Origin of the sequence: Streptomyces sp. MnatMP-M17, from assembly GCF_900091995.1 — a bacterium.
In the GTDB taxonomy this organism is placed as follows: Bacteria; Actinomycetota; Actinomycetes; order Streptomycetales; family Streptomycetaceae; genus Streptomyces.
Genome location: NZ_FMDK01000046.1, coordinates 1 through 18,450, shown reverse-complemented (window position 1 = coordinate 18,450; position 18,450 = coordinate 1). Strand labels below are relative to the sequence as shown.

The window sequence follows — 18,450 nt, the reverse complement described above, 5'->3', positions numbered from 1 at the left end:
GCCCGCCGGGCGCGGCCCCGGGGTGGCGGGCGGCGCGACGGCGGACCGGTGGGGGGCCTGGGCAGTCTTCATCGGTGCGTCAGCCTCAGCCTCGGGCCAGGATTCCGTCGATCTTGGACTGCGCGTCCTTCAGCAGTCCGTCGATGTCGGCGTCCTTCTTGGTGAGGACCGCGGAGACCGCTCCGTCGAGGACCGAGTAGATCTGCTGGGCCTTCGGCGGCTCCAGCTTGGCGGTGAGCTGCTGGCTGCCGTCGAGGAAGGACTGGTAGTTCTCCACCGGCACATTGGCGTACTGCTTCTTCAGCTCCTGGTCCTTGGCGTCGGTCTCACCGGTCCAGAGCCGGGGCTCGGGCAGGCCGACCGGGGCCTTCAGATCGGCCGCGCGCTTCCAGTTGTTGAGGCCGGTGCCGGGGCCGATGGTCTGGTACTCCAGCCACTTCAGACCGGCCTTGATCTGCTCCGGGGAGGCCTTCTTGCTGAACATGTAGCCGTCGCCGCCGATGAGCGTGCCCTTGCCGCCGGGCATCGGGGCGAGCGCGAGGTCCTCGTACTTGCCGCCCTTCTCCTTGACCAGGATCGGGATGTTGTCCGGAGCGGAGATGTACATGCCGAGCTTGCCGGAGCCCATCATCTGCTGGACGTCGTTGAGGATCAGGAGCTGCTTGGTGCCCATGGAGTTGTCGGTCCAGCGCATGTCCTTCAGCGTCTGGAGCACGGCCTTGCCCTCAGGGCTGTCGACGGCCGCCGACTTGCCGTCCGGGCTGACGACATCGCCGCCCTGCGAGTACATCTCCGCGGTGAAGTGCCAGCCGCCCTGGTTCTGCGCGCTGTAGTCGGCGTATCCCACATAGCCCTTGCCCAGGCCCGCGATCTTCTTGGCGGCGGCGCGGACCTCTTCCCAGGTGGCCGGCGGCTTGGTGGGATCGAGACCGGCCTGCTCGAAGAGCTTCTTGTTGTAGAGGAGGCCCATCGAGTAGTTGGTGCGGGGAACGCCGTAGATCTTGCCGTCGACGGTGTAGACGTCGCGCAGCGACTGCTGGATGTCGCTGTAGCCCTTGACGTCCTTCACATAGGACGTGATGTCCGCGGCCTGGTTGATGTCGACCACGTGCTTGGCGTCGGTGAAGTACGTGTAGAAGACGTCTTCCATCTGGCCGCCGGCGAGCTTGGCGTCAAAGGTCTTGGGGTCCTGGCACGGGAAGGCGTCGCGGCCGACGACATCGATGGTCGGGTTCGCCTTCTCGAACGCCTTGATGTCGTCCTCGAAGCTCTGCCGGTCGATCTTGGCGCTCTTCGGAGGCATGCAGTTGACGGTGATACGCGTCTTGCCCCCCGCGGTGTCCTCGCTGTCCGAGCCGCACGCGGCCAGTCCAGTCAGGGCGAGCGCGGAGGCTATGGCTGCGGTACAGGTACGGCGGAACCCGGAGCTTCTCATCGGTGGGACCCCTCTTGCGGCAGGAGCGTGGCAAACCCACAGCTTCATCGCTGTGTGGCGGCGCTCACTCAACCACTAACTACGGATGTCCGCAATATGTCGCCCCGATTTCGCAAATACTTGACAGCGAGCTGCATGTGCCGGTTTCATCCCGCACAGGCCTTCTCACATGGCGGGACGTGCGCGAACACCGACGGAGACGTGCACAGACGCCGACGGAGACGTGCGCAGACGCCGACCGGGAGCCGCGCAGACGCCGACGGAGACGTGCGCAAACGCGGACAGGGCCCGCCAAGGGGCCCCGTCCGGGTGTCGTTCCACCGGCCCGCGCGAGGGCGGGTCCGGGTGTGGCCGCTCAGGCGTCGGCAGCCGCCTCGGCCGCCGCCTGGCGCGGCGCCTGCGCCGTGGAGCCGCGTACCACCAGCTCCGGCTCGAACAGCAGCTCGCCGGGAGGTACGGCACCGCCCTGGATCTGGGCGTTCAGCATCTCGACGGCCGCCCGGCCCATGGCCTCGATGGGCTGGCGCACGGTGGTCAGCGGCGGCTCGGTGCAGTTCATGAAGGCGGAGTCGTCGAAGCCGACGACGGACACCTCGCGCGGTACGTCGAGACCGCGCCGGCGTGCGGCCCGTACGGCTCCCAGGGCCAGCGGATCGCTGGCGCAGATGATTCCGGTGACCCCGCGGTCCAGCAGGCGCGAGGTCGCCGCCTGGCCGCCCTCCAGGGAGAACATGGTCCGTTCGATGTACGCGTCGGGAAGCTGCGTCTTGGCGGCCCGCGCCGCCGCGAGCGCGGCGGCGAGCTTGCGCCGGGACGGCACATGGTCGGACGGGCCGAGCACCAGGCCGATGCGCTCGTGGCCGAGCGAGGCGAGATGGCGCCAGGCCTGTTCGACGGCGACGGCGTCGTCGCAGGAGATACAGGGAAAGTCGAGATTCTCGATCGGCGCGTTGATCAGCACCACCGGAATCTTGCGCTCGGCGAGCTGGCGGTAGTGGTCGTGCGGCGCGTCCGCCTGCGCGAACAGTCCGCCCGCGAAGACCACTCCGGACACCTGCTGCTGAAGCAGCAGCTCCACATAGTCCGCCTCGGAGACTCCGCCCTTGGTCTGGGTACAGAGCACGGGCGTGAGGCCCTGCTGGGCCAGCGCTCCGCCGATCACCTCGGCGAACGCGGGGAAGATAGGATTCTGCAGTTCCGGCAGCACCAGGCCGACCAGCCGGGCGCGCTCTCCGCGAAGCTGCGTCGGCCGCTCGTAGCCGAGAACGTCCAGCGCGGTCAGCACCGACTGCCGCGTGGCCTGCGAAACTCCGGGCTTGCCGTTGAGCACTCGGCTGACCGTGGCCTCGCTGACCCCAACCTTCTTCGCCACCTGAGCAAGTCGTCGCGTCATACACGCAAGACTATCGCAAGGGATGCAAGCTACTTGCTCACGAGCGTAAAGAGGGTGGCAGAGGTGGTGCCGACCGGACGGATCCGGCCGACACCACCCTGCTCACCGGGCGAGCCTCCGTGGGCCGCCGGTCTTCTACGGGTTGATGTTGATCCTGAAGGTGGACGTCGTGTTCCGCACGTCCACGGCGTTGTTGTTGAGTGTCAGACCGTTGAAGGTGACCTCACCGACGGCCGGTCCCTGGCCCGACTCCGGCATCTCGTTCGCCCACAGCCCGAAGCCGGACTTGGCGTCGAAGGCGTCACCGCTCTTACGGGCGCCGGTGATCGAGATGTCGCTGAGGATGGTGTCCTTGATCGGGAACTGCGGCTGACCGCCCACATAGTTGGTCTGGAACATGATGCCGCTGTAGGTCGGATCGACGATGTCGACATTGTTGATCCGGATGCCCTGGAACACCTTGGACGCCGAGAACAGCCAGATTCCTGGGAAGGTCTGGCTGCCCCAGAAGTGACCGCCGGACCGGACGATCGAGACATTCTCGATCGTCGTGGGTTCGGTCCCGAAGCCGTTCATCGCGTAGCCGAAGTCCAGCGAGCTCACCGTGATGCCCGAGTAGACGAGGGTGTCCGCGATATGGATGTTGCGGAACGTGTTGCGGTAGCCGCCGTAGACGGCGAGGCCCGCGGCACGCCACACCAGCGTCGCCGAGAGGTTCTCGTAGACGTTGTTGAACATGTCCGCGCCGCCCGCGTCGATCGCCGAGAAGAGCGCGAAGGCATCGTCACCGGTGGCCCGCGCGTCATTGTTGACGACGTGGTTGTCCGTCGAGCCGTTGGTCATGTTGATGCCATCGGCGAACGTGTTGCGGATACGGGAGTTGCTGATCGTGATCCGGTCCGCGTTGGCGCCCCAGTAGAGGCAGACCGTGTGCTCGTTCCAGATGTTGTCGATCGTGATGTCGGTCACATTGGACAGGTCGAAGACCTTGCCGGGCCCGTCGATACGCGAGGTGTAGTTGCCGAAGAAGGCGAAGTTCGCGAAGGACGAGCCCTTCGCCGCCGCCTCCACCCGGAAGCCCGCGTCCGTGTTGTCCTGGGTCGACGGAGCGAAGAACCTGGAGAACCAGGGACCCGCGCCGACCACCTTGACCGGCTTGCCGTAGACCTGGAACTTGCTGGACGTCTGGTAGTCACCGGCCGGCAGATAGACGCCGACGAGCTTGCCGGTGGTGTCCATCCGCACCCGGTCCAGCGCGTTCTGCACATCCTGATGCGTGAATCCGGCCGGCACCGTGTAGGTGGCCGGGTCCGGGTTCGCGACCGCGGTGGCCTGCTCCAGGTTGACGAAGTCGATCGCGTACGTGTGTGCGTTGGCCGCGTCCTTCTGGAGACGGATCTTGCTGCCCGCGGGAACGGTCCTGCCCAGCAGGACATTGGCCTCGTCATAGATATGGCGGGGCCCGCCGGCGCCCGGCGAGTTGCCCGGGCCGGTCTCGTTGCCGTACAGCCAGGCGTACTTCGAGGTGAGGTCGATGGCCTTGAGGAAGGTGCCGTCGACATAGATGTTCAGGCTGGAGTTGATCCCGCCACCGCCGGGCGCGTCCGGGATGGAGAACCGGGTGACCAGCGTGTTCGTGCTGGCCCTGGTGGTGAACTCGACGTAGTTGCCGGTGTTGTTGAGCGTGACGGCCTTACGGCCGGACGCCTCGCCCGCGACATCGCCGACAGTCCGGTTGGGACCGACGACCTGCGCGCCGCCACCCGCGACTCCGTCCTCCGCCTCGTACATGTCGTACGGCATATTGGCGCCGCGCCCGACGAAGAGAGGCTGCGAGCTGGTGTTGTTCGCGCGCTTGACCGGCAGCTCGTTGGCGTCGTCGGCGAGGACCACCTTCACCGTGTACGAGCCGTTGGCGGCCGTCCAGGTGCCGAGGCCCACCGGCGCCGAGGTCGCGCCCGCCGCGATGGTGCCGTTGTAGGTGCCGGTCAGGGTCCTGACCGTGGCGCCCGTCGAGTTCAGCAGCGTCAGCGTGATGCCATGGGCGCCGGCCGCCGAGGCCACCGTGCCCTGGTTCTTGATCGCCACAGAGAAGGAGACCGTATCACCGGCCGCGGGGCTGGACGGCGAGGTGGAGACGGCGGAGGCGATCAGGTCCGAGCTGGCGACCGGCCGCACCACCAGCGGGCTCGTAGCGGTGTAGGTGTTGTTGGTCTCGTTCTGCTCGATGATCTGGTTGGCCGGGTCCGCCACAGCGCTGAGCTGGTACGAACCGGCGTCACGCGCACCGATGGCCGCGGTGACCGTGGCCGAGGCTCCGGCCGCGAGCGCACCCACGGAACCGGTGCCGACCTTGGTGCCGCCGAGCCGGAACTCGACCGAACCGGCAGGGGACGCGAGCGCTCCGGAGTTGCGTACGGTCGCCGACAGCGTGATCGGGTCGGACTCGACCGGCGAGGCCGGGGACGCGCTGAGCGCGGTGATCTCCAGATCCGGGTTGGGCGCCGGGTTGCCGATCACCTGGAACTCCGCCACCTGGCCCGCGCCGGCGCCGGTGTTGGAGGTGAACCTGAGCTGGACGTCGGCGACGCGCGCGCTGACCGGGATGGTCACGAGGTTGCCGGTCGCCGGGGAGAAGGCGTAGTCCTTGGCGGCCACCAGGCTGGTGAAGCCGGTGGCGTTCTGCTCACGGCCCAGCACCTGGATGTTCTGGGTCCGCGGACCCCAGCTGCTGTCCGGGTTGAGCTTGACCACGACGTTCTCGGTGTCGGCGTTGGCGCCCAGCTTCACCGTGAGGGTGTTGGGATAGCTGCCGCCCGCGCCCTCCCAGTAGGTGGTGAGGCTGTTGTCGTTGGCGTTCTCCGCGACAAAGGTGAAGACCGTGGAGGACGCGGTGATCGGCTTGCCGATGGCGAGGTTCGATCCCGTGCCGGAGCTGCCGTTCCTGGTCACCGTGTTGCTGTTGCCCGAGACATTGCCCGCCGCGTCCTTGGCCCGTACGTAGTACGAGACCGTCGTGCCCGCGGACTGGGTGTCCGTGTACGTGGTGACATTGCCCGCCACGCTCGTCCGCAGGACGTTGTTGGCGTAGATGTCGTAGCCCGTGACGCCTCGGTTGTCCGTCGACGCACCCCAGGTCAGCCTGATCTGGCCGGAGGACGGTTCGGTGAAGGCGAGATTGGACGGGATGGTCGGCGCCTGGGTGTCACCGGTGTCCCCCTGCCGGGTGACCGTGTTGCTGTTGGCCGAGACATTGCCGGCCGCGTCCTTGGCCCGTACGTAGTACGAGACGGTCGTGCCGGCCGGCTGGGTGTCCGTGAAGGTCGTGACCGTGCCCGCGACGCTGGTCCGCAGCTCGTTGTTGGCGTAGATGTCGTAGCCGGTGACGCCCGTGTCATCGGTCGACGGCCGCCAGGCCAGCCGGATCTGACCGGTGACCGGCTCGGTGTAGGTCAGCTCGGTGGGCGCGGTCGGCGCCTGCGTGTCACCGGTCTCGGGGCCGTAGATCTCCAGCTCGGAGAGCTGGCCGCCGGGCTGCCCGGTGTTCGCCGTGATCAGCACCCGGACATAGCGCGTGCTGGTGGTGTCGAAGGAGATCGTCACCGTCTGCGCGCCGGCCGGGCTGAAGGTGTACGCCTTCGAGGCCGTCAGGTCCGAGAAGGTGGAGTTGTTGGCGCTGCCCTGGATCTTCAGCGTCTGGTCCCTGGCGCCCCAGCCGTCCGGCAGCCGCAGCACCACCTGGTTGACGCCCACGGACGAGCCGAGGTCGGCCTGGATCCACTGCGGGAAGGCGTTGTTCGTGCTCTCCCAGTAGGTGGCCTTGTTGCCGTCGTTGGCGTTGCCGGGCCCGTAGACCTGGGTGAAGCTGCTCGCGGTCAGCGTCTTGCCCGCGGCCAGATTGACCGAGGCAGCCGCCGCGGCGTGCACCTCCAGCTCGGCGAGCTGGGCCTTCTTCCCGGCCGTGTTGGCGGTGAAGTTCGCCCGCACGAACCGCGCCTTGGTGGCCGGGAAGGCGACGGTCACCTTGTTGCCCTGGCCCTTGCTGAAGCTGTACGTGGCCGAGCTCTTCAGCGTGGCGAAGCTGGTCCCGTCGGCGCTGCCCTGGATGGACAGGGTCTGCTTACGGCTCTCCCACCCTGCGGGGAGCTTCAGCACCACCTGGTCGACGCGCTTGCTGGCGCCCAGGTCCGACTGCACCCACTGAGGGCCCTTGCCGTTGCCCTCCCAGTACGTCGACTGGTTCCCGTCCGTCACATTGCGGGCCTTGGTGTCGCCCGTACTGGCACTCGTCGCCGCGGTCCGCCCCGCGGCGATGTTGGGACCGTCGGCCGCGGCAGCGGTGAGCGACGGCCAGCCCATCATCAAAAGACTGGTGGCTATGGCGGTGGAGAGAACCCGCCATCTCCGGCGTAGCGATCTCATGGATCCCCGATCTTCGGCCTCGGCGCGGGGGCGGCGAGGGCGCGGCTCTGACTGCCTGCCGGTGTGGCAAGCATTTCTGCACTGATGAACAGGGTCTTTTGCGTTTTGCGGTCAGAGAGTTGCAGAGAACTGCCAGTCCGTCCACCGCTGAGACAGAACCAAATCCCGTGGTTCGCCTCCTGAGTTGACACCTGCTGTGCTGCGCCAGCCTGTTTTTGGCCGCTCATCAGGGAAACGTAAGTGATCTGCAAACCTTGCGACGGATTTGCGTAACTGTGGAAATTTCGGAAAGGCCCGCCCGCCCTCTACCGTTCCTCACCATGAGCGCCGGACCGGGCACCACGGAGAGACGACGGCGATTCGGCTGGCCTCGCCGGGTCTTCTCGCAGGTGCTGCTGATGCAGCTCGCCATCGCCGCGGGCGTCACCGTGCTGGCCACGGGGCTCTTTCTGGCGCCCTTCAGCAAGGAACTGGACGACCAGGCGATGAGCCGGGCGCTGGCGATCGCCGAGACCACCGCCTCCGCGGAGGTCGCCGACGATCTGCTGGCCTCACGGCCGACGCCCGGCGGTCCCGTCCAGGCCGAGGCCGACCGCATCAGACGCGCCACCGGCGCCGAGTATGTGGTGATCATGGACAGACGCGGGATCCGCTGGTCACACACCGATATCGGCCAGATCGGCAAGGTCGTCTCCACCGATCCCAGCGCGGCGCTCGCGGGCGCGCATATACGGGAGATCGACAGCGGCACACTCGGCCGCTCCGCCCGGGGCAAGGTCCCGCTGCGCGACCGTACGGGCACCATCGTCGGAGCCGTCTCGGTCGGTATCGCGTACGACAGCGTCCGCGACCGGCTGCTCGCCGCCATCCCGGGGCTGCTCGCCTACGCGGGCGGAGCGCTGGCGGCGGGAGCGCTCGCCGCCTATCTGATCTCCCGGCGGCTCCAGCGGCAGACCCATGATCTGGCCTTCTCGGACATCTCCGCGCTGCTCACCGAGCGTGAGGCCATGCTGCACAGCCTGCGCGAGGGCGTCGTGGCGCTGAACGGCAGCGGCCGGATCCGGCTGATCAACGACGAGGCGCAGCGGCTGCTGGGACTCGGTCCCGATGCCATCGGACGGCCGCTGGACGAGGTGCTCGGGGCGGGACGCACCACCGAGGTGCTGACCGGACGCGTGCTGGGCGTGGATCTGCTCGCCGTACGGGGCAGCCGGGTCCTGGTCGCCAACCGGATGCCGACCGACGACGGCGGCGCCGTCGTCACTCTCCGCGACCGCACGGAGCTGGAGCAGTTGGGCCGTGAGCTGGACGCGACGCGCGGACTGATCGACGCCCTGCGGGCCCAGGACCATGAGCACGCGAACCGGATGCACACACTGCTCGGACTGCTGGAGCTGGACATGCACGAGGAGGCGGTGGAGTTCGTCAACGAGGTCGTCGGCGTGCACCGGGCCACCGCCGAGCAGATCACCGAGCGCATCCACGATCCGCTGCCGGCCGCGCTGCTGGTCGGCAAGGCCACGGTCGCCGCCGAGCGCGGTGTCTCACTGCGGCTCTCGTCCCGCACGCTGCTGCCCGACCGGCTGGTGGATCCACAGGGCCTGGTGACGGTCGTCGGCAATCTGGTGGACAACGCGCTGGACGCGGCGGCCGGCTCCGAGGACCCGCGGATCGAGGTGGAACTGCGCGCCGAAGGCCGTACGGTCGTTCTTGTGATCTCCGACAGCGGTCCCGGTGTACCCGCCGCCCACCGTGAACTCGTCTTCTCCGAGGGCTGGTCGACCAAGGAGCTGCCGGCCCACGGCAAGCGCGGTCTGGGACTCGCCCTGGTACGCAGACTCGCCGAGCGGCAGGGCGGCAGCGCACGCGTCGGCGAGTCCGCGCAGGGCGGCGCCGAGTTCACCGTCGTACTGCCGGAGGCCCTGACCGCCGAGGCGGAAGCGGACGACGCGGAGGACGGCGCCGGAGACCCGATGAGCGCGGCCGGGGAGACACAATGATCGACGTACTGATCGTGGACGACGACCTCCGGGTCGCGGCGATCAATACGGCCTATGTGGCCAAGGTGGCGGGCTTCCGGGTGGTGGCACAGGCCCACTCGGCCGCCGAGGCGCTCGGCCGGATCTCCGAGCACCCCGTCGATCTGATCCTGCTCGATCACCGTCTGCCGGACGAGAACGGACTCGCGGTGGTACGGGAGTTGCGGCGGCTCGGCCATCAGACCGATGTGATCATGGTGACGGCGGCACGCGATGTCGCCACCGTGCAGGCCGCGATGCGCCATGGCGCACTCCAATATCTGGTCAAACCATTCAATTTCGCCGGTCTACGGGCCAAGCTGGAGGCGTACGCAGCCCTGCGCCGCACGCTGGACGGCGGCGGCGAGGCCGATCAGTCGGAGGTGGACCGGATGTTCGGGGCGCTCTCCGCCGCGAGCGCTCCGGCCCTGCCCAAGGGGCACTCCCCCACCACGGCCGCGTTGGTGCGCCGGACGCTGATGAGCGCCGACGGTCCGCTGTCGGCCCAGGAGATCGCGGAGAACGCGGGGATGAGCCGGCAGACCGCGCAGCGCTATCTCAAGTTGCTGGAGCGGGCCGGTCGGGTACGGCTCACGCTCCGGTACGGCGAGACAGGGCGTCCCGAACACCGCTACACCTGGGCGGCGGGCGTCTGACGGGCCGTGACTCCGGACGGGCGGGCTCCGAGCAGCGGGCTTTCAGACCGCTCCCGCGCCCGTCAGCGAACGGACCTCGGTCTCCGCGTACGTGGCTTCGTCGGGCGGCTCGGACGAGGTGACCGTACCGATCCAGCCCGCGAGGAAGCCCAGCGGAATGGAGACCACGCCCGGGTTCTGGAGCGGGAACACCTGGAAATCGAGGCCGGGGAACACCGCCTCGGGACTGCCCGAGACCACGGGTGAGAGCACCACCAGTACGACGGCCGAAATCAGCCCGCCGTACACCGACCAAACCGCGCCTCGTGTGGTGAAGTTCCGCCAGAACAGCGAGTACAGCAGTACGGGCAGATTGGCTGAGGCGGCAACCGCGAACGCCAGCCCGACCAGGAAGGCTACATTCAGCTCCTGCGCCAGCAGACTGAGCGCGATCGCCACCGCGCCGATACCGGCCGCCGCCAGCCGGGCCACCGCGACCTCGCTCCGCCGCTTGGCGTGCCTGCGCCGGAGCGAGGTGTAGAGATCGTGGGCGACGGAGGCCGACGAGGCGAGGGTGATGCCCGCGACGACGGCCAGGATGGTGGCGAAGGCGATGGCCGCGACGACCGCGAAGAGAACCGTTCCGCCTGTTGATCCCGCGCCACCGCCGAGATCGAGCGCCAGCAACGGAACGGCCGTGTTTCCCGCGGCGTTCGAGGCACGGACCGCGTCCGAGCCGACCAGCGCCGCCGCGCCGAACCCGAGCACGATCGTCATCAGATAGAAGCCGCCGATCAGACCGATGGCCCAGACGACCGAATGACGCGCGGCGCGCGCGGTCGGCACGGTGTAGAAGCGGGAGAGGATGTGCGGCAGCCCGGCCGTGCCCAGGACCAGGGCCAGTCCCAGACTGATGAAGTCGAGGCGGGCGGTCCAGTCCCCGCCGTACTTGAGACCGGGTGCGAGGAACTCCCTGCCGTGGCCGCTGTGCGCGACGGCGGTGTTCAGCAGGCCGTTGACATCACCGTGGAAGCGGACCAGGACGAGCACGGTCAGCGCGATCGCTCCGGCCATCAGCAGCACGGCCTTGACGATCTGGATCCAGGTGGTGGCCCGCATCCCGCCGAGGGAGACATAGACGACCATCAGCGCGCCCACACCGATCACGGTCCAGGTGCGCGCCGACGCGCTCGTACCGCCGAGCAGCAGCGCGACCAGACTGCCCGCCCCGACCATCTGCGCCACCAGATAGAGCACGGAGACAGTGACCGAGGAGGTGCCCGCCGCGATCCTGACCGGCCGTTCGCTCATCCTGGCCGCGACGACATCGGCGAGGGTGAACCGACCGCAGTTACGTACGAGTTCGGCGACCAGGAACAGCACGACCAGCCAGGCGACCAGAAAGCCGACCGAGTAGAGCATGCCGTCGTAGCCGAACAGCGCGATCAGCCCGGAGATCCCGAGAAAGGAGGCGGCGGACATATAGTCGCCCGCAATGGCGAATCCGTTCTCCATCGGCGAGAACAGCCGGCCGCCCGCGTAGAACTCCTCGGCGGAGCCATGGCGGTTGCGGCTCGCCCAGGTGGTGATGCCCAGAGTGACCGCGACGAACGCGCTGAACAGCACCAGCGCCAGTGTCTGATGGTCGCCGGTCACCGGACGCTCCCCTGTGCCGTTTCCTGGGACCGCTCCTGGTCGAACACGCTCCAGCGCAGTTCCAGCGCCGCCCGGTCCCGGCGCAGCCGGGCATGGCGCGCGTACGCCCAGGTCAGCAGGAACGTCGAGAAGAACTGGCCGAGGCCGGCGACCATCGCGACATTCACCGCTCCCACCACCGGTCTCGCCATCAGCCCGGGCGCGGTCGTCGCGGCCACGACATACGCGAAGTACCAGAGGAAGAAGGCGAGCGAGGCCGGGACGACAAACCTACGGTAGCGGCTCCTGACCTCCTGGAACGCGGCACTGCGCTGGACCCGCGGATAGATCTCGGAGGCCGGGTGTCCGCCCGGCGGGACAGGCGTCGTGGGCATTCCGGAACCGGCGGGCTCGCCCCAGTCCGAGGCCAGCGCTTCGTACCACGGGTCGTCGAGCCGCATCGCTGCGGCCTCACGCCCTTCCTGCTTCTCCACCGGACAACTCTCCTTGTCAGCGAACCGTTTCGGCCGCGTAGCAAGGATGGTCGGAGGCGCGGGATCCTGGACTCGTCTCCGCTCCGACTTCACCCCATCAGGTGATGGTTGTCCCGGGTGGCGGGATGAGTCCCCGTTGGTAGGCGTATCGCACGGCCTGCGCACGGTCGCGCACACCTGTCTTGGCGAAGAGATTGTTGATATGCGTCTTCACCGTGGCCGCGCCGATGTGCAGCCGCTGCGCGATCTCCTTGTTGGAGAGCCCTTCGGCGACCAGGGAGAGCACCTCGGCCTCCCGCGCGGTCAGCCCGTCGGGCAACTCCCCGGGCGCGGGCTCGGCGAGCGGCGCGGTGACCCGTTCCAGCAGTCTGCGCTGCACGGCGGGCGCCAGTCCCGCCTGGCCCGCCAGTACGTCCTCCACGGCCCGGACGATCTCCTCGCCCTGCGCGTCCTTGGTCAGATAGCCACGGGCGCCCGCCCGGAGCGCGGCGAAGAGCGAATCGTCGTCGGCGTAGGTCGTGAGCACCACGACCTGGGTTCCCGGGTGCTCGGCGCGGATACGGCGGGTGGCCTCCACGCCGTCGCAGCGCGGCATCCGCAGATCCATCAGGACGACATCGGGATCGAGTTCGGCGACAAGCGCCACCGCCTCCTCGCCGTCCTTCGCCGCGCCGACGACCTCGATGCCCGGCAGCAGCCCGAGCAGCATCACGATGCCCTCACGCACCACGGCCTGGTCGTCGGCCACAATCACGCGGGCCGTCACGCGGGCACTCGCAGACGCACGGTGAAACCCTTCCCTTCGCGGCCTTCGGACCTCACAGGACTCTCGGAACCGTCCGAGCCCGTCTCGGGGCCGCCCTCGGAGCCGCCAGGACCACCAGGACCGGCCTCCAGAGTGCCGCCGAGCAGTTCGGCGCGCTCCCTCATCCCCAGCAGACCGTACCCGGAGCCGGAGACCGCCAGCCCTGCCGGGCCCGCTCCGTTCCCACCGGAGTCCTTCCTGCCGGAGTCCCTTATGTCCAGCGTCACCTCATCCATGCCATACGTGAGCACGATCCGTACGCGCGCGCCCGGCGCATGTTTCCGTACGTTGGTGAGCGCCTCCTGCGCCACCCTGCGCACCGTCTGCGAGGCCTCCGCGGGCAGCGGCCTCGGCGCTCCCTCGACCGCGACCTCGGCACCTTCCATGGCGGCCAGCTCACGGAGATGGTCACCGAGAGGGGCCATCTCACCGCGCAGGGCCGAGAGCGCCTGCCGGGTCTCGGAGAGCCCTTCGCGCGCCATGGAACGCGCGGCGACGACGCGCTCCAGTATCTGGTCGCGGAACGGTCCCGGCGGTTCCCGCTCTAGCCGCAGCCGGGCCGCCTCCAGATGCACAAGCTGCGCGGAGAGGCTGTGCGCCAGGACGTCATGGATGTCCCGGGCTATCCTCGCCCGCTCGGCTAGGGCCGCCGACTCGGCCTCGGCTGCACGGGCGGCCCGCTCCTGCGCCAGCAGCCGCTGCGCGCTGCCACGCGCCTCCGCGTCGAGCCGCAGCACATAGCCGCCGAGGAGCAGTCCCGCGGTGCTGAGCGACGTGGTCAGCCAGGCGTCCGGGTTGACCACGGCGAATCCGCCGAGAGCGAGACAGCTGGTGGGCAGGGCTGCGGCGAGCGGCAACCGTTCCATGGCGGTGACGGCGCAGCCGCACCACAGCACGACCGCGGCGATCTCGAATCCGCTCTGGCGAGCAGCGAGAGCTCCGCCCATCAGTGCCATCAGCAGCACGACCGACGGCCAGAGCTGATGCCGCAGGGTGGTGCGGTAGAAGGCCCAGGCACAGAGGACGAGAGCGAACGTGGCGGCCACGGCCGCGGCTGCCGCCCAGCCCCCCACATGGCGCCGGCTGAAAGTCGACCAGAGCAGGGCCGCCAGAGTGAGCATTCGGATGGACCGGGCCAGCCATCGCCGTGCCTCGGTACGGCCCTGCCGGGTGAGGGCCTCCCGGGAGGGCCAGTTCGTCCAGGCGTCGGCTGTCACACACGGTCCTTCCACGGCGCGGCGGCTGTCCCGTCACCGTACGACGGGTGTACGGCACGGGCCCGCCACACCAGCATGCCTCTGCGGACCAGCACGGAGGCGGCGAGTGCGAGCAGCACCGCTCCGGAGCCTTGGTGGACACCTATCAGCGCGCCTATGCCCATCAGCCCGGCCCGCAGGGCTATCCCGCCGATCCAGACCGCGATCGTGGCCCCGGTGCCCTTCGTCCACACGGAGCCGTCCTCGGCGGTCCAGAGCCGACCGGTCCAGGCCCAGCCTGCGCCCATCACCAGTCCCACCACCAGCTCGGCTCCGAGCAGCAGCACCGACAGCGAACGGTCGTGCGCGTCTGTCAGGCCCGGCTGGCTCAGGGCGACGACCGCCAGGACGACGGGCAGAACCAGCCAGCCGCGCCCGCCGATGGTGATCCGCTGTGGCCTGAACTGGCGCACGGCAACCAGCGCGACAGCGGCAACGATCACGAGAATGTCGATGGGCGAGGACATGCGGTGCCTCCGGGGACGAAGAAGTTCAGCGACTTCGACGTTACGGAGAAGCGCCAGGTCAAAGCATCGGCGCAAGGGTTGACCAAAGGTGGAAACGCGGTCTCCACCCGTGGGTGGAGACCGCGCTGGGCAGGTCGTGCTTGGCAGATCTCGCTCAGCAGATCACGCCGGGGAGATCGCGGCTCAGGCGTCGATGCGCGAGCGGTCCAGGGTCGCCGCGGAGCTGGTGATGAACTCCTTGCGGGGCGCCACCTCATTGCCCATCAGCAGATCGAAGATCTGCTCGGACGACTCCAGGTCCCCGATGTTGATCCGCCGCAGCGTGCGGTGGCGCGGATCCATCGTGGTCTCCGCGAGCTGGTCGGCGTCCATCTCGCCCAGGCCCTTGTAGCGCTGGATGGAGTCCTTGAACCGGATGTTCTTGCGCTGGTACTCCAGCAGCGTCTGCCGCAGCTCGCTGTCCGAGTACGTGTACACATACTTGTCCTGGCCCCGTTTGGGCTGCACCAGCTCGATCCGGTGCAACGGCGGTACGGCGGCGAAGACCCGGCCCGCCTCCACCATCGGCCGCATATAGCGCTGGAAGAGCGTGAGCAGCAGACAGCGGATATGGGCGCCGTCGACATCGGCGTCGACCAGGAGCACGATCTTGCCGTAGCGGGCCGCGTCGATGTCGAACGTACGGCCCGAGCCTGCTCCTATGACCTGGATGATCGCCCCGCACTCGGCGTTCTTGAGCATGTCCGAGACGGACGACTTCTGGACATTGAGGATCTTGCCCCGGATCGGCAGCAGCGCCTGGAACTCGCTGTTCCTGGCGAGCTTGGCCGTACCGAGCGCGGAGTCTCCCTCCACGATGAACAGCTCGCTGCGGTCCACGTCGTCACTGCGGCAGTCGGCGAGCTTGGCCGGCAGCGAGGAGGACTCCAGCGCGGTCTTCCTGCGCTGCGCCTCCTTGTGCTGGCGGGCCGCGATCCGTGTACGGGCGGCGGCGACGGCCTTCTCCAGCACGGCCCGCGCCTGCGCCTTGGCATCGCGCTTCGTCGACGTCAGGAACTCCTTGAGTTCCTTGGCCACGACATTGGAGACGATCCGGTTGGCCGCGGACGTGCCCAGGACCTCCTTGGTCTGGCCCTCGAACTGCGGCTCCGCGAGCCGCACCGTGACCACGGCGGTCAGGCCCTCCAGGGCGTCGTCCTTGACGATGTCGTCCTCGGCGACCCGCAGCATCTTGGCCGAGCGCAGCACCTCGTTGACCGTCCTGGTCAGCGAGCGCTCGAAACCGCTCACATGCGTACCGCCCTTGGGCGTCGCGATGATGTTCACGAACGACTTGACCGAAGTCTCGTACCCGGTGCCCCAGCGCAGCGCGATGTCGACGCCCAGCTCCCGGGTGACCTCGGTGGGTGTCATGTGCCCGCGGTCGTCCAGGACCGGCACGGTCTCCTTGAAGCTGCCCTGGCCGGTCAGCCGCAGCACATCGCAGACGGCCTTGTCCTGCGCCAGATATTCGCAGAACTCGCTGATGCCGCCGTCAAAGCGGAAGGTCTCCTCGACCGTACCGTTGCCCTCGCTCTCGCCGGCCGCCCGCTCGTCCCTGACGACGATGGTCAGTCCGGGGACCAGGAAGGCGGTCTGGCGGGCGCGCTGGTGGAGTGTCTCCAGGGAGAGCTTGGCGTCCTTGAGGAAGATCTGCCGGTCGGCCCAGTAGCGCACGCGCGTGCCGGTCCGGGTCCTTGGCACGCGCTTGCCCTTGATCAGCCCGTTCGCCGGGTCGAAGGGACTGTCGGGTCCCGGCTCGGTGAAGATGCCGGGGACTCCGCGCCGGAAGCTGATCGAGTGGGTGGCGCTGTTGCGGTCCACCTCGACATCGAGCCGGGCGGAGAGCGCGTTCACCACCGAGGCACCCACGCCGTGCAGACCGCCGGAGGCGGCATACGAGCCGCCTCCGAACTTTCCGCCGGCGTGCAGCTTGGTCATGACGACCTCGATGCCGGACAGCCCGGTCTTGGGCTCGACATCGACCGGAATACCCCGGCCGTTGTCCTTGACCTCGACCGAGCCGTCCTCGTGGAGGATCACCTCGATGTGGTCGCAGTACCCGCCCAGGGCCTCGTCGACGGAGTTGTCGATGATCTCCCAGAGGCAGTGCATCAGACCGCGGCTGTCGGTCGAGCCGATATACATTCCGGGTCGCTTGCGGACCGCTTCGAGCCCCTCAAGGACGAGCAGGTGCCGCGCGGTGTAGTTGGAGCCGTCACGGTCTGCGGTCAGCAGCGCAGTGGACGGCACGGACGTCTCGGCGGTCACGCGGTTCGCTCCTCGCTGAATTTGAGATGTGGCCCCGTGGGGTAAAGGCCCGGCGTCTGTCACCGGTCAGAGGGTACAGAGGCCTGGTAGAGCCGTTGTCACGCCACCCTCGCGATTTCTTATGCTAGTCCACGGTCGCATAGGTGTTCGATCCCTCGTCGGTGTGAAGCACACATCACGTTCCCTTCCAGGCATGAACCATTTAGGCTCCGGGCACGTCCTCATCAACAACCGGCAAGCCAGCCGGCGAGGGCGCTCCCCACTGACAAGCACTGTCAAGCAACGCGAAACCCGTAGAGCGAGCCAAGCGAAGCGATACGGCCCATTCGCCGCCAACCGCCAGCAGCCAGCCACCCGGAAAGAAGTTTTCAAGGAAAAGCCGAGAGCGGGAACGTTTTCGGCCTGGTTGGATGTTGACCCTGGTACGACAGCTCGTCGAGCTAGAGAAGAGGCGACGTGACTACTGTTCTGACCCCCGCGAGCCCGCTGACCGCGGCTGACCGCTGCGACCGCTGCGGCGCGCAGGCCTATCTGCGCGTCGTCCTGATCAGCGGTGGTGAACTGCTCTTCTGCGCCCACCACGGACGTAAGTTCGAGCCGGAACTCAAGAAGATCGCCGCGGAAATACAGGATGAGACCGACCGACTGACGGCCGTGCCGGCCGGCGGCGGTGAAGAGGAGCGCTGACACCTCGCATCCACGACGAGCCAAGGGTCGGTCCTGACCGGCCGACGGGCGGCCACTCCCGCTGAGCGCGGGGTGGCCGCCTGTTCTCGTCACCGTGTGACGTTTGCCCCCACCGCGGTGGCGACCGCCCTGACCTCGGTGGTGATCCGGGTGTAGACCCCGGGACTGTCCGAGCGTCCACAGCCGCTGCCCCAGGAGACCAGCCCGATAAGGCGTCCCTGGGCCACCAGCGGCCCTCCGCTGTCGCCCTGGCAGGCGTCATGCCCGCCCGCGGGATCGCCCGCACAGAGCATCGTGGAGGGCTCGTAGCGGCCACCTGAGCCGCCTGAGTACGCCCGCGAGCAGTTCGCATCGGGCAGGACCGTCACCGGCGCGGAGCGCAGCGTGCTCGCGTAGTCGCCGTCACCGGAGGTGTCGCCCCAGCCGTAGACGGCGGCGGCGGTCCCGGGCTCCGCGGCGGAGTCTCCCGGCTCGGCCGGCCGGATCGCGTACCTCCTGGGCAGCGCGCGCTCCAGCGTCAGCACGGCCAGATCCGCCGCGTTGGTGCCCGGATCGTACGCCGGATCGACCTGGACGGACCGTACGGAGACGACATGCCCGCCCTTGGCACGCAGCCGGTCCCGTCCTGCGATGATCCTGAGGTCGCGCACCTGTCCCGGAGGCCCTCCGAGCACATCCGGGCTCATACAGTGCGCGGCCGTCAGCACTTTCGTCGGAGCCACCACCACACCCCCGCAGAACTGGCCCGCCCGCGTACCGCCGAAGCGGTCACGGCTGGACACGGCCACGGCCCAGGGGCTGTCGGCGGCCCGGACCGGCTGACCACCGATAACCACACTCTCGGCGACGGCGGGCGGCGGCGAGAGAAGCGGCGGCAGGACCCCCGCCGCGAT

13 protein-coding genes are annotated in these 18,450 nt (G+C 68.6%); 3 read left to right on the top strand and 10 right to left on the bottom strand.

Translation table 11 applies throughout. The annotated features are described in order from the left end of the window. Positions 1 to 85 precede the first annotated feature (85 nt). The 3 genes from GA0115259_RS02755 to GA0115259_RS02745 form a co-directional block, all read right to left on the bottom strand. Positions 86 to 1,435, bottom strand: a complete 1,350-nt coding sequence (locus tag GA0115259_RS02755) for an ABC transporter substrate-binding protein (RefSeq protein ID WP_093590294.1) — start codon at positions 1,433 to 1,435, stop codon at positions 86 to 88. Positions 1,436 to 1,790: 355 nt separating this feature from the next. Continuing rightward, positions 1,791 to 2,828 (bottom strand): LacI family DNA-binding transcriptional regulator, encoded by a 1,038-nt coding sequence (locus GA0115259_RS02750; protein WP_093590291.1) that lies wholly within the window; start codon positions 2,826 to 2,828, stop codon positions 1,791 to 1,793. A gap of 135 nt (positions 2,829 to 2,963) precedes the next feature. Next, a complete protein-coding gene (locus GA0115259_RS02745) occupies positions 2,964 to 7,250 on the bottom strand; it encodes a galactose-binding domain-containing protein (protein WP_093590288.1) in 4,287 nt (1,428 codons plus the stop codon). A gap of 320 nt (positions 7,251 to 7,570) precedes the next feature. On the opposite strand from GA0115259_RS02745, the gene GA0115259_RS02740 reads away from it, so the two are divergent. Beyond that, entirely contained in the window at positions 7,571 to 9,250 is a 1,680-nt protein-coding gene (locus tag GA0115259_RS02740) for a sensor histidine kinase (RefSeq protein ID WP_093590285.1), read from the top strand. Further along, positions 9,247 to 9,924: a response regulator gene (locus tag GA0115259_RS02735; protein WP_093590282.1), complete on the top strand. Its 678-nt coding sequence runs from the start codon at positions 9,247 to 9,249 to the stop codon at positions 9,922 to 9,924. The genes GA0115259_RS02740 and GA0115259_RS02735 overlap by 4 nt, the downstream gene beginning before the upstream one ends. Before the next feature lie 42 nt (positions 9,925 to 9,966). Here the strand turns inward: GA0115259_RS02735 and GA0115259_RS02730 are convergent, their stop codons facing one another. The 6 genes from GA0115259_RS02730 to GA0115259_RS02705 all read right to left on the bottom strand — a co-directional run bounded on the left by GA0115259_RS02730 (position 9,967) and on the right by GA0115259_RS02705 (position 16,870). Next, positions 9,967 to 11,559 carry a solute symporter family protein gene (locus tag GA0115259_RS02730; protein ID WP_093590279.1) on the bottom strand — a complete coding sequence of 531 codons (1,593 nt, stop codon included), beginning with the start codon at positions 11,557 to 11,559 and terminating at the stop codon, positions 9,967 to 9,969. Beyond that, entirely contained in the window at positions 11,556 to 12,032 is a 477-nt protein-coding gene (locus GA0115259_RS02725) for a DUF485 domain-containing protein (protein WP_093590276.1), read from the bottom strand. Before GA0115259_RS02725 ends, GA0115259_RS02730 begins: the two co-directional genes overlap by 4 nt. A gap of 97 nt (positions 12,033 to 12,129) precedes the next feature. Further along, a complete protein-coding gene (locus GA0115259_RS02720; protein WP_370747106.1) occupies positions 12,130 to 12,798 on the bottom strand; it encodes a response regulator in 669 nt (222 codons plus the stop codon). After that, on the bottom strand, positions 12,795 to 14,054 hold the full coding sequence (locus GA0115259_RS02715; RefSeq protein WP_093590273.1) for a sensor histidine kinase: 1,260 nt from the start codon (positions 14,052 to 14,054) through the stop codon (positions 12,795 to 12,797). The genes GA0115259_RS02720 and GA0115259_RS02715 overlap by 4 nt, the downstream gene beginning before the upstream one ends. After that, positions 14,051 to 14,560, bottom strand: a complete 510-nt coding sequence (locus tag GA0115259_RS02710; RefSeq protein ID WP_093590270.1) for a DUF1453 family protein — start codon at positions 14,558 to 14,560, stop codon at positions 14,051 to 14,053. The genes GA0115259_RS02715 and GA0115259_RS02710 overlap by 4 nt, the downstream gene beginning before the upstream one ends. 183 nt (positions 14,561 to 14,743) lie before the next feature. Further along, a complete protein-coding gene (locus tag GA0115259_RS02705; protein ID WP_093590267.1) occupies positions 14,744 to 16,870 on the bottom strand; it encodes a DNA gyrase/topoisomerase IV subunit B in 2,127 nt (708 codons plus the stop codon). Positions 16,871 to 17,326: 456 nt separating this feature from the next. Between GA0115259_RS02705 and GA0115259_RS02700 the strand changes: the two genes are divergently transcribed. Next, entirely contained in the window at positions 17,327 to 17,557 is a 231-nt protein-coding gene (locus tag GA0115259_RS02700) for a DUF7455 domain-containing protein (protein WP_046495432.1), read from the top strand. An 89-nt stretch (positions 17,558 to 17,646) separates the two neighbouring features. On the opposite strand, the gene GA0115259_RS02695 is transcribed toward GA0115259_RS02700, so the two are convergent. Continuing rightward, on the bottom strand, positions 17,647 to 18,450 hold the full coding sequence (locus GA0115259_RS02695) for a serine protease (protein WP_093590264.1): 804 nt from the start codon (positions 18,448 to 18,450) through the stop codon (positions 17,647 to 17,649).